Source organism: Bacillus taeanensis (assembly GCF_003318295.1).
Taxonomy (GTDB): domain Bacteria; phylum Bacillota; class Bacilli; order Bacillales; family UBA6769; genus Maribacillus; species Maribacillus taeanensis.
Map to the genome: position 1 here is coordinate 1 of NZ_QOCW01000028.1, position 11950 is coordinate 11950.

Annotated in this window: 9 protein-coding genes and 2 riboswitches; of the genes, 2 read left to right on the forward strand and 7 right to left on the reverse strand. The window is 41.2% G+C overall.

Annotated features, from left to right (window positions below):
- Window positions 1-238: 238 nt before the first annotated feature.
- A complete protein-coding gene (locus tag DS031_RS19430) occupies window positions 239-805 on the forward strand; it encodes an MEDS domain-containing protein (RefSeq protein ID WP_113807803.1) in 567 nt (188 codons plus the stop codon).
- Between the two features lie 188 nt (window positions 806-993).
- On the opposite strand, the gene DS031_RS19435 is transcribed toward DS031_RS19430, so the two are convergent.
- Entirely contained in the window at window positions 994-1677 is a 684-nt protein-coding gene (locus DS031_RS19435; RefSeq protein ID WP_113807805.1) for a GDSL-type esterase/lipase family protein, read from the reverse strand.
- 198 nt (window positions 1678-1875) lie between these two features.
- Window positions 1876-2364, reverse strand: a complete 489-nt coding sequence (locus tag DS031_RS19440) for a GNAT family N-acetyltransferase (protein ID WP_113807807.1) — start codon at window positions 2362-2364, stop codon at window positions 1876-1878.
- 241 nt (window positions 2365-2605) lie between these two features.
- Between DS031_RS19440 and DS031_RS19445 the strand changes: the two genes are divergently transcribed.
- On the forward strand, window positions 2606-3034 hold the full coding sequence (locus tag DS031_RS19445) for a Fic family protein (RefSeq protein WP_181833257.1): 429 nt from the start codon (window positions 2606-2608) through the stop codon (window positions 3032-3034).
- Between the two features lie 43 nt (window positions 3035-3077).
- Here the strand turns inward: DS031_RS19445 and atzF are convergent, their stop codons facing one another.
- From atzF to DS031_RS19470, 5 genes are all read right to left on the reverse strand, one after another.
- The gene (gene atzF, locus DS031_RS19450; protein ID WP_113807809.1) at window positions 3078-4829 is read right to left on the reverse strand and encodes an allophanate hydrolase; all 1752 of its coding nucleotides are present in this window, start codon (window positions 4827-4829) and stop codon (window positions 3078-3080) included.
- Complete coding sequence (gene uca, locus DS031_RS19455) at window positions 4826-8461, reverse strand: urea carboxylase (protein ID WP_113807810.1); 3636 nt, start codon at window positions 8459-8461, stop codon at window positions 4826-4828. The genes atzF and uca overlap by 4 nt, the downstream gene beginning before the upstream one ends.
- Before the next feature lie 37 nt (window positions 8462-8498).
- Window positions 8499-9149: an urea amidolyase associated protein UAAP2 gene (locus DS031_RS19460; protein ID WP_113807812.1), complete on the reverse strand. Its 651-nt coding sequence runs from the start codon at window positions 9147-9149 to the stop codon at window positions 8499-8501.
- A 45-nt stretch (window positions 9150-9194) separates the two neighbouring features.
- On the reverse strand, window positions 9195-9935 hold the full coding sequence (locus DS031_RS19465) for an urea amidolyase associated protein UAAP1 (protein ID WP_113807814.1): 741 nt from the start codon (window positions 9933-9935) through the stop codon (window positions 9195-9197).
- A 95-nt stretch (window positions 9936-10030) separates the two neighbouring features.
- Window positions 10031-10163, reverse strand: a riboswitch (guanidine-I (ykkC/yxkD leader).
- Between the two features lie 111 nt (window positions 10164-10274).
- On the reverse strand, window positions 10275-11624 hold the full coding sequence (locus tag DS031_RS19470; protein WP_113807815.1) for an APC family permease: 1350 nt from the start codon (window positions 11622-11624) through the stop codon (window positions 10275-10277).
- A 190-nt stretch (window positions 11625-11814) separates the two neighbouring features.
- Window positions 11815-11936, reverse strand: a riboswitch (guanidine-I (ykkC/yxkD leader).
- Window positions 11937-11950: the final 14 nt, after the last annotated feature.

Consider the following 11950-nt stretch of genomic DNA (forward strand, 5'->3'; position numbering starts at 1 on the left):
ATGTGGAAATGGTTAAAAGGAAGCGTCATCGCCAATTGTTTCTATCAAAATCGAGCTGAAATCTGTTCTGCCGTTGATGAATTTGTACGTTTCATTCAGGATGTTCCTCAACAAGTACTAAAAAGAAGAAGCGATATTCATATGTCGATAAATTAACCTGAACTTATATATTTTTAGATTTATCTATTAAAATTTGATAGTATGGATGTAGATGGCTCAAGATGAAGGGAGTAATTTCTTGAAAAATAAAATGAAGCAATTATTCAAGGATCAAAGAAGTGTTCATGTGCTGTATGCCTATAACAACATAGAAAATTACCTTAAACAAGTCGTAAGTTTTATAGAAGAAGGCATTATGACAGGAGATTACGTTATCCTTATTGAAAATGAACCTGTTTACCATATGATTTACAAAGAGTTGAACACACGATTAACAGAAGAAGAAATGGAATTCGTGCACTATGTAAACAGTTTTAATTTCTATTTTTCAAGCGGTAGCTATCATCCTCCTGCCATTCTTGATTATTTTAATAAAATGGTTCAGCCATATGTAGAAAATAAAGTTTCTTTCCGGTCCTGGGCCCATGTGGAGTGGACCACTATGGAAGAGCCTCTTTATTTAATAGAAAATTTTGAGAAAATAGTAGACGAAGCTGTCAATCAGCTTTCTTTTCCATTAATTTGTGCCTACGAAGGAGAAGAAATGCCGGACTACCTTGTAAAAATTTTGATGGAAACCCATCCTTATGTTCTAATGGAAGATGATTTCATCGTTTCTGAACAATACCAACAAAAACTTGATTGAAATCGATAAGCGACTTGTTGAACTTGAAGATCATATAAACAATTAACACCAAGCAAGGAAAAAGTCCTCTGCTTGGTGTTTTCACTAGAAAAACGAAGCCATTATAATAATTATCCATTATTAACTAAAACCCATTGTATGACCGTAATTAATCGTTCTTTAATTACTGTAAATGGTTCTACTTCAAATTACTCTTCAGGCATATTTTCTAAATCTAACGGAGCATATCCTAACTCATTCAATACTTCCGCAATCTTGTCATATCCGAAATCATTCGGATGAACGCCATCGAAAGAAAGAAAGCGCTCTTCATTTCCTTGAAAAGCCTGATCTATTTTAGCAACACTCACACCTTTTAAACGACTAAAGCTTTCCAAATGCTTATTAAAGGCACGCACCCACTTTACGGCTTCTTTTCTGTCAGGAAACGGATTATATAAATTAACTAATCTTATAAAATAAAGGTCAGCTGACTGCGATTTTAGTTGATGAATTTTCTTTAAAATGCTGCTCATATTTTTCCTACAGTTCGTTAATGCCTGCAAGAGAACCTGTTCATCTTTTGTTTCTAAAAACTTTTCTGCAACATCAATCAGGTCGTTTCCTCCAGCAGTGATTGTGATCATTTCGGAATTTTTTATTTCTTCTTCTACAAAAGGTAAGTCAAGGCTTTTCAATACATCTTCTGTTGTAGCTCCCGTCTCTGCAAATTTCATTACATCAATTTGTTTCTGGAGCTTATTTTCAGCCAAATGTAAGTATCGTTCAACAAATCCTGGTGAAAACAATGATGCGCCCACACCAACCGAAAGCGAATCTCCAATCGCCGTATACCGCAGAACATCTTTTTCATTTCCATTCATCCAGTTCATAGTTCACCACTCTTTTTCTTTAATTGTAATTGTTATATTCCTATTCACAGCGATAAGAAGAAGCATCTGCTTTTTATAAAATTAGGCTGACAACACAAACGTGCTCCCAGCCTAAAGGTCTTTTCTACTAAATTATTTTGATTAAATACAAAAAAACGCCTTCTTACTTAAGAAGCCGTTCGTTTGTTTTAGAAACATTTACGACAATTTTTTAATCATATTGTACCAGGTGACTCCGCCGTGCTGAGAACTTGAAACACCGCTGTTACCGTATCCATACTTTTCATAAAAGCGAATTAAGTTCTCTTTACATGTAAGAGTAATCGTTTCACGTTCTTTCTTACGCGCTTCTTGTTCAAGGTGGGCAAGAAGCGCTGCTGCCACGCCCCGTTTTTGAAAGCTTGGTGAAACCGCTAATCCTAACACACTTTGATGCCCGCCGGATGCTGGATTTTCCTTTATCTCAGTAAATAAATCATCTGTAATAAACGCTGTTTCAATGACCGGTCCATTCACTAAACCTACAATTTTGTCATTCTCTTCAGCGATAAAAAAGCTATCGGGTATGAAGCGAATCCGCTGTTTAAACGCTTCTTCTGTCGCAGCCTCTTCTTTTGTAAAACAAGAATTTTCAATCGCAACAAGTTGTGGTAAATCTTCTATTGTGACGTTTCTTATTTTTAGCATGTCCCTTTCCTCCAATTCTGAATAAACTCGGCAGCCTTTTCCTCTGAATCATTGTGCCCAATTAGTTCCAACTGAAATTCTTTTAGTCTATCTCGCTCATATTCAGCACTCCATGAATCTTCATCATTTTAACATTAGTTGAGATGTAATAAACGTCTCACTCGCATGACCTTGTTTTAAATAATCCGCAAGCTAAATGAGAGTGTTTAAATTATGAAAAATTAAAAAACTTATGCTGCCGATGGAGACAGTACATTTAATTGGAAAAATTAATGAATATAAAGGAAAACAAGAGCTCTATAAAAAACAATCCCCTCAACTCTTAAAAAAATTAATTGATGTTGCTGTTATGCAATCAACGAAAGCATCGAATGCCATTGAAGATATTATTATTAAGGATAAACGTTTAAAAGGCATTATGACAAATAAAAACAAACCTATCGACCGATCTAAAGGAGAAATTTCTGGATATAGAGATTTTTTAAATATTATTCATGCATCCGCTGAGGCTATTCCTGTTAATAAAAATGTGATTTTACAGCTCCATCGCGATTTATATAAGTATGTATCTGTAAGGATAAACCTATTTGAATTTACTAAAAAACTAGTGCCAGCCTCTTGTCATACTCCCCAAGAGGCTGGCACTAATCCAAACTTCTTATATAATTAAGTCTTATAACGCCATTTTTATAAAATCGCTCATCAATAAGAAGTTAAATATTCAGAGGCACTTTCCTCCAACTTCCAGCGTCTGAAATATCCTCGGCATCTTCTGCGGCATAGCCTTCACAAATAAAGCCGGGTACTTCTGAGCCGTCTTGGAGCTCGATTTTACCGATCCCAAGCGGCGCTGGAATAAGTGCTGCAAAGGCGCCAAAGGAAGCGAGCGGCATTTCCCAAACTTCGATTTCGATTGCTTTACCGCCTGATTTCTTTTTAATTAAGCCTGGCTTTGTCGGTTCGGTTGCAAGTTTAATAAATTGGTAGCTTTCAGCAGTTTTAGCTTCACGAACAAAAGTTGCGCCAAATTCGAGCATTTGTTTTTCTAACGGAAAGCCTCTCATATGGAGGCCGCACACAGCAACAAGTGTTGTTTCCTGTTTCGCTTTCGATTGGTTTTTGTTAACGAACGCCTCAGCCGCTCCTGCGATCAGTCCTTCATCGTTCGCTAATGCAAACAATGTAATTCCAAACGGAAGATTTGTATCAGCTTCCCCAGCCTGCACGGCAACTGCACATAAATCTAACAAGTTGCAGTGATTCGTGTATAATCCCATGTCTCTGTTCGTTTTAATTGGATCGTTACGTACTTCATCGCGCGTCCATGTTCCGCCCGCTGTTGGTGTCACAAGTACAGCATCTTTTAAGAGAATACTTGCTCTCCGCTTAAATTCCTGTAATTTGTGCATCGCGTTAAAAACAGATGCGGCATCATATTTTGGCTGCGCGCCTGAGCGCAGTACTTTTTCTGTAACCGGGAATGTTACACCCGGATGATCATTAATAAAGCCGCCTAAATCTGCCCAGCGCTCTGCAACAAATGGACCGTCATATAAAATCGCTGCCGCTTCAGAAAAGAAATTATAGTCAATCGTTTCAACCGGGATATTAAGCTTCTTTACTTTTTCAACCGTTTCATTCCAAGCCTTTTCATATTGCTCTGCAAACGGACCGTAAAATGTTAACGGACCTTCCGGCAGGCAGATTTTTTTCGGAAGCTTGCCCTGCGGAATTGGAAGCTCACGCGACCATGGATCTTCTGAATCTAATCCTCGTGCGACCGCATCTACTCTATAAGCATCTTCTAAATTATGAGAAAAAACTGTTACACAGTCAAGACTTGCGCACGCTGGGACAACGCCTTTAGTCGGCCATGCGCCTAAGCTCGGTTTTAAGCCGACTAAGTTATTAAGCGCAGCCGGGACGCGACCGGAACCGGCTGTATCCGTGCCGAGTGAGAAAACAGCCTGCCCTCTTGCAACAGAAACGGCTGAGCCGGAGCTTGATCCGCCGCTAATAAGTTCTGGGCGCAGTGAGTTATGCGCCTCACCATATGGACTTCGTGTTCCGACTAACCCTGTCGCAAATTGATCTAAATTCGTTTTTCCGACTGGAATTGCACCTGCTTCAATTAATCGTTTGACAACAGAAGCATGTTCAGTCGGTGTATAGCTAAACTCCTCGCAGCCAGCCGTTGTCGGAACATCAGCTAAATCAATATTATCTTTAATCGCAAACGGAATTCCCCATAATGGCGCGGCGTTCATATCAAGTTCAGCAAGGCGATCAAGATAAGGCTGAATATGTTCAAGCTTTGGCACCGTAATCCAAATGTTCATTTCTTCGTCTTTTTTAGCACGTTCAATAACCTCTTCGATCACTTCTTCTGGTGCTAATTCATGATTTTGATATTTTTCACGAAGCCAAGCTAGCGTTAACTTACTAGGAATGTCTATTTTTCTCATTGCGCAACCCCCACCTTTTTTTCTTCATATATGCTGACAATTAATTGTCCAGCATGAACGGAATCACCAGGTTTTACATACACATCGGCAATTTCACCGTCGCAGGGAGACCCTTGCGGAAATTCCATTTTCATGCTTTCTTCGATAATAAGTACATCGTCTTTTTTCACCTGCTGTCCTCGAGACACAATCACTTTCCAAACACTTCCCGGCATTGAACAGTTCACAGCAATTGCACCTTCCGGAAGTTCATCTTCTTCGCCGTCAGCTAGTGAATCTTCCTCTGCGACATGCTCGGCGATTCCCTGCTCTTTCCATCGTTCACGTTCTGCACGGAAAGCTTTTTGCTGACGTTCTCTAAACTGCGCAGCACTTTCCTTAATCTCATCTTGGAATTTCAAATAGTCACCAAGATCAAATGTTGTTTCAGTTATATCCACTTCAAAACGGCCGCGGAGCACATCTTCTCTTAACTGCAGCAGTTCATCTGCTTCAACCGGGTAAAATTGAATTTGGTCAAAGAAGCGTAATAACCACGGCTTACCAGGCTCAAAGCTTTTCGTCGTGCGAAGCTTATTCCACATTTGAATCGTCCGCCCAACAAACTGATAACCGCCAGGACCTTCCATGCCGTACACACACATGTAAGCTCCGCCGATCCCAACCGCATTTTCCGGTGTCCACGTTCGGGCTGGATTGTATTTTGTTGTAACTAGTCTATGGCGCGGATCAATTGGTGTTGCCACCGGTGCTCCTAAATACACATCACCAAGTCCAAGCACAAGATAGTTAGCATCAAAGACAACATTTTTTACATCTTCAATACTGTCTAAGCCGTTAATTCGGCGAATAAATTCAAGATTATCCGGGCACCACGGCGCATCAGGACGAACATTTTGCTGATAGCGCTCTGTCGCAAGCTGTACAGACGGATCATTCCACGATAATGGCAGACGGACAACTCGTGACGGCACTTGAATGGATTCAAGCGGTGGCAAGCTTTGATCAATTTCGAGTACCTTTTTCGCTGCTTCTTTTACCGTCATTTTTGAAGCATCAATATGAATTTGTAAGGAACGGATGCCCGGCGTTAAGTCTAGTACGGGAATGTCTTCGCTTTTTTGAATCGCATCCATTAACACATGTGCTTGAAAACGAAGTAATAAATCTAATTCCATCTCTCCATACTCAACAAGCAGGTTTTCATCACCACTAAAGCGGATCGTGATTGGAAGTTGTCGATTTTCCTTTTCAGCGACAAACACCGGATAAGCTGGCGTGATTTCCTCTGTTGGTTCAGAGAGCACGACTGCTTTTAACTGTGCTGGACGATTTTCACCAATCTCTTGAAGGTTTTGATCCTGAAGTTTACGCAGACGGTCAGCTTCTTCAAGTGTAATCAGTTTAAATTGAACGGTATCGCCTGGGTGAAGCTGACCAATTTTCCAAAACTCTGCTGAAGCAGTCGTCACCGGACAAACAAAGCCGCCGAGACTAGGACCATCCGGACCGAGTAAAATCGGCATATCGCCTGTTAAATCAAGTGTTCCAACTGCATACGCATTATCATGAATGTTTGAAGGATGCAGTCCTGCTTCACCGCCATCTTCACGCGTCCAAAGCGGTTTTGGTCCAACTAAACGGACACCTGTACGCGAGCTGTTAAAATGAATCTCCCATTTTGTTTCCGTTAGCTGCTTTAAATATTCAGGCTGTAAAAACTCCTCTGTACAATGCGGACCTGGAATCACACCGATTGTCCATGTTTTATTAATTTCCGGCTGATGAGTTTCTGGAACGAAAGCATCAATACTTGGCGTTATATTATTATAAACAGAAAGCACATCACCTGTTCGAAGCGCACGGCCGCCGTGACCGCCAAAGTTACCTAATGTAAACGTAGAAGAGCTGCCTAAAATTTTCGGCATATCAAATCCGCCGGCAGCAAGCATATAAGCCCGCATTCCTGTTTTTGCTTCGCCAAATGATAGAATTTGCCCTTTTTTCGCAAGCACCGGCTTATATAACGGCACCGCTTCGTTATCTAATTTTGCTTCCATATCGGCACCCGTTAAGCAAAAAACCATCTCATTTCGGAATTGATACGAGCCGCCGCGGAGTGTAAATTCTAAGCCCGGAGCATTGTCGTCATTTCCTAACAGCTTATTGCCGATACGAAATGATAAAGGATCCATCGGCCCACAAGGAGGAACACCAACACCCCAATAACCTTTTCGGCCCGGCCAATCCTGTACTGTTGTCTGAACACCGCCGTCTAATACTTCAAGCGCATTTTCAACCGCTTCAAACGAATTCAGCATTCTCGTGTACACATCACCGGCAAGACAAGCTTCTTCCTGAAGCAGTGCTTGTAAATACTGCAGATTTGTTGTGATGCCGTATAAACGCGTTTCACTTAACGCCTTACTTAATTTTTGAATTGCATCGTTTCGGTTTTCTCCATGTACAATAATTTTTGCAAGCATCGGATCATACAGCGATGTAACCGTAATGCCGTCTCTCACCCACGTTTCATTTCGGGCGAGCTCAGATAAAATCACTTGATCTAACTGACCGGCACTCGGACGGAAATCATGAAAGCAGTCTTCTGCGTAAATTCGCGCCTGAATGCTGTGACCTGTTGGCTTCTTTACAAGCGGCTGTAAATTTTTTAACTCATCGGCCGCTTCTTTTACCATCCATTCGACTAAATCAACGCCTAATACTTCTTCCGTAACACCATGTTCCACCTGCAGGCGCGTATTCACTTCTAAAAAGTAAAACTCGCAGCTTGTTGGGTCATATAAAAATTCAACTGTTCCGGCACTGCGGTAGCCGACCTCTTCCGCTAACCGTTTCGCCGCTGCAAACATTTTCTCGCGTACGTCATCAGAAAGCTTCGGCGCCGGACTTTCTTCAATTACTTTTTGGTTGCGGCGCTGAATCGAGCAGTCACGCTCGCCTAATGTCACAACTTCGCCAAAGCGATTTCCGAAAATTTGCACCTCGATATGACGCGCTTTTTCGATATATTTTTCTAAAAATAAGCCGCCGTTGTTAAAGTTCGTTTCCGCTAAGTGCAGCACACCATCGTACGCGACACGTAACCCTTCTTCACTTTCACAAACACGCATCCCGATTCCGCCGCCGCCTGCTGTACTTTTTAAAATAACTGGATAGCCGATTTTCTGCGCCTGTTCTAATGCTGTTTCTAAAGAATCGATTAAATTTGTTCCGAAAAGAAGCGGAACCCCGGCACGCTCGGCAACTTCGCGTGCTGAGTGCTTCAACCCGAACACTTCCATCTGCTCTGGTGATGGACCAATAAACGCAATGCCTTTTTCTTCGCAAGCTCTTGCAAAGGCTGCATTTTCACTTAAAAATCCGTATCCTGGGTGAATGGCCTCTGCTCCTGTTTCAAGCGCTGTTTTAAGGATTAATTCAGCATTTAAATAGCTGTCTTTTGCGGCACCTTCGCCAATTAATACCGCTTCATCAGCATGATCAACGTGTAAGCTGTCTTGATCGGCCTTTGTGTAAACGGCAACAGAAGCTATCCCTAACTTTTTCAATGTTCTCTCTATTCGAACGGCAATTGCGCCGCGGTTGGCGATTAATACTTTTTTAAACATATGATCCTCTCCCTATTCTAAAAATTCTATGCTGTTTTTAGTTATCCCAAATTAACACGCGCACTGGTGTTGGATTGTAAGCATTACAAGGATTGTTTAACTGCGGGCAGTTGCTGATTAATGCAATTGTTTTCACGATTGACTGCACTTCGACGTAACGTCCTGAAGCGGAAACGCCGTCCGCAAATGTTAAGCCGCCTTCTGGTGTAACCGGTACGTTCATAAAGAAATTAATGTTTGGTGCTAAATCGCGCTTCGTATATTTGTCGTCATATTGAGACAGCTGCAGCATGAACGTGTCGCGGCAGTTGTGCATCGGCAGCGTGTCGTGTGAATAGCGGACGGTGTTGCTCTGCGCTGAGCAGGCACCGCCTAACGTATCATGACGGCCGCACGTATCGGCAACAATTTTTAATAACTCTTTATTCGATTCAGAGCGTAAAATCGTTCCTGTTGAAAGGTAAATATTTTGCTGACCTGCAATTGTCGCAACAGCGCTGTAGTGATCTTCTGGATCTTCCGCATTATAAAAAAGTGTATCTGCCGCTTGATTGCCTTCTAAATCAACGATTCTTAACACCTGACCCGGCTTCAGCTCATGCATCCATCCTTCCCCTGCAGGAATCACATGATCATAAATTGCTTCTTCGACTTTTCGCGGACTTTCGGTATAGTTTAAAACGGCCATTTTTTATTCCTCCTTTAAATTTCTTCTTACTTCTGCACAATTTTTTTATTTCACAACAACAGGTTTTGCTTCGCCTCGTAATGCGTGATATTCCCACGTATTTTCAAATGCTCGGCGGTTTTCCGGACGGAAGTTTACACAAACATCGTCCTCTTCAACCGGAGCTGCCTCAAAAACCTCTACTTTTACCGGAACAGATGGATAGCTTTCACTCGAATCTAACGGGTTCGGTGTATTTGAGAAAACAAATAATGTATCCAGTTCGGTGCGAAGGGTAACGGACGCCCCTTGTCGACAGTGATTCTTCACAAAATGCATATTGCCGTCTTCATCGCAGTACACTTTTGAAAATAAGTTTAAGACTGGCACGATGTCGCGTACGCCTAAACCATTTCGAACAAGCTCCACCGCAAAGTTTTCTTCGCCGCTTCGTAACCAATCATTGCGAAGCTCTTGATATGTTGTTACACCATATTTCTGATCAGTCAGTTTTCGTGACGTATAACCTGAAATGCTGTCATGCCAGCCGAGGGTATCTTCCACAATGCTCGTTAACACTCTGCCGTTATCGCTCATCAAGACATGACCTTTCGTTAAATGAGACGTATGCTGCGCCTTTAACGTATCCGGCATATTGTAGCGCTCTGTTAAATTATCAGCGTGATACAGTAGTGTTGAAAGATTTACGCCGTTCCCTAAAGCTGTTAAACGAACGAGTTTTCCTTTGCCGATTGTTCCAGACCATTTCCCGCCTGCAGGGATGATTTTGCTAAAAATGCTATTCATAAAGAATTCCTCCTTTAAATTAGTAATGTGAAAGGCAGCCTCTTATCGCAGTCAGCCTATTAAAATAAAAAAAGATAAAAGCCTGGGAGATTTTCGTCTCCCAGGCTTTTATCCTTCCGTGTATACAGCTGGCGATTGCCTGCCGCTGTACGCTCTCTCTCGGACCAGACTTCCTATATTGAATAAGGAGATATTCAACACAGAAACGGAACCCTAGACAGCTTTTTTCTTCTCAATAAGAGAATCTTTATTCAATTCGATGTATTCTGTAAATTCATTGTAAACAAATCTGTTAAACTTGTAAGATCTTTCGTTAGATTATGTAACGCATTTTTAAAATTACCGATTTTCGACTGCTACTTTTCCTTTTCTTAACTCTGTTTCAGGTTTTCGGGCTAGACTTGTGCGAATGCCGATGTAAACAAAGCCTAATACAATCCAACCGACGCCGATCAGAAGTGTTTGCTTTTCCAATAACGTTAACAACCAGCCGATAAAGCAGGCGCCAATTAGCGGGAAGACGAGATATAAAAACGTTTCTTTTAGAGAGCGCTTCTTATTTCTCACATAATAATGAAAAATCACGGAAACATTTACAAACGTAAATGCTGTTAATGCCCCAAAACTAACGAATGTAACAGCCGTATCAAGGTCAATGGCGATCGAGAAAAACGATATTATTGTCACAAACACAATATTTACAACCGGTGTTTTAAACTTCGGATGAAGATAGCCAAACACTTTATTAGGTAAAATCGACTCTCTACCTAAAGCAAATAAAAATCGTGTTACACTCGTTACTGATGAGACGCCCTGTGTAAAGATCGCGACAATTAATACGGTAGTAAAAAGAGCACTTAATACATTACCGCCAACCATCTGCACAAGTTCAAATGAAGCTGTATCACTATTTTCAAATACAAATCCTGGATACGCAACTTGAGTTAAATAAGAAATCGAAATATATAAAACAGCGGCAATACTTACAATCATAAAAATCGCTTTTGGAATCGTCTTACGTGGGTTTACTGTTTCTTCTGCCATCGTTGTAACGGCATCAAAGCCTAGAAAACAGAAGCAAATGAGCGCGGCCCCTGAAAAGATGGTAGAAACAGAAAAGTCATTTCCAAAAAACGGCTGCATCGAAAACAGTGCCATGCCATCACCGCCAACAATGATATCCTTTGCAACGAACACACAAAATAAAATGATAAACAAGATTTGAAAGATAACAGAAAAGCCGCTCACTCTTGCTGCTGATTTAATACCGATAATGTTTACAAATGCTAAGACGAGATTTAAGACGATAATCCAAACATACACCGGGATACTCGGAAACTGCGCATTTAAAAAGAGACCAAATGTTAAACATGCAATAATTGGTGAAACGATATAATCAAGAAGAAGCGCCCAGCCGACGAGAAAGCCCATCTTTGGATTAAGTGCTTTTTTCGTATACGTATAAGCAGAGCCTGAAATCGGATAAGCTTTCACCATGCGGCTGTAGCTGTAAGCTGTAAAAAAGATTGCCAGAAAAGCGACCACATAAGCCGCTGACAGCATCCCACCCGCCGCTTCAAAAGCAACACCATACACTGTAAAGAAAATCATAGGCGTCATCCACGCAAGTCCGAGAAAAACAACTCCAAATACATTTAAAGACTTTTTAAATTCCGTTGTTTGTGCCATTATGAAACCCTCTCCCTTTTATAACTGAATATTCTGAACGAAATGGCCATACTTATTTACATTTTCCTGTTAATGATAAACGAACAGTTTTCTTACAAAATTGCGCTCAACTTTTTCAAATTAGTTTGAAAATGTAATAGTCAAAAGAATATCTAGCTCGCGAAAAAAAAAGAAAAGCCTGGGAGAGGTCGTCTCCCAGGCTTTTATCCTTCCGTGTATATGGAAATCAACACATTTTCCATACGCTCTCTCTCGGACCAGACTTAATCGTTGTGTAATACAATGATCAACGGAACCCTAGACAGCTTTTTCGTTCACTTTAACCG

Bases quoted from the DNA above. Each gene is read 5' to 3' on its own strand.
- DS031_RS19435 (WP_113807805.1), bottom strand. From the start codon at position 1,677: ATGAACTGGATGAATGGAAATGAAAAAGATGTTCTGCGGTATACGGCG.
- DS031_RS19440 (WP_113807807.1), bottom strand. From the start codon at position 2,364: ATGCTAAAAATAAGAAACGTCACAATAGAAGATTTACCACAACTTGTT.
- DS031_RS19445 (WP_181833257.1), top strand. From the start codon at position 2,606: ATGGAGACAGTACATTTAATTGGAAAAATTAATGAATATAAAGGAAAA.
- atzF (WP_113807809.1), bottom strand. From the start codon at position 4,829: ATGAGAAAAATAGACATTCCTAGTAAGTTAACGCTAGCTTGGCTTCGT.
- uca (WP_113807810.1), bottom strand. From the start codon at position 8,461: ATGTTTAAAAAAGTATTAATCGCCAACCGCGGCGCAATTGCCGTTCGA.
- DS031_RS19460 (WP_113807812.1), bottom strand. From the start codon at position 9,149: ATGGCCGTTTTAAACTATACCGAAAGTCCGCGAAAAGTCGAAGAAGCA.
- DS031_RS19465 (WP_113807814.1), bottom strand. From the start codon at position 9,935: ATGAATAGCATTTTTAGCAAAATCATCCCTGCAGGCGGGAAATGGTCT.
- DS031_RS19470 (WP_113807815.1), bottom strand. From the start codon at position 11,624: ATGGCACAAACAACGGAATTTAAAAAGTCTTTAAATGTATTTGGAGTT.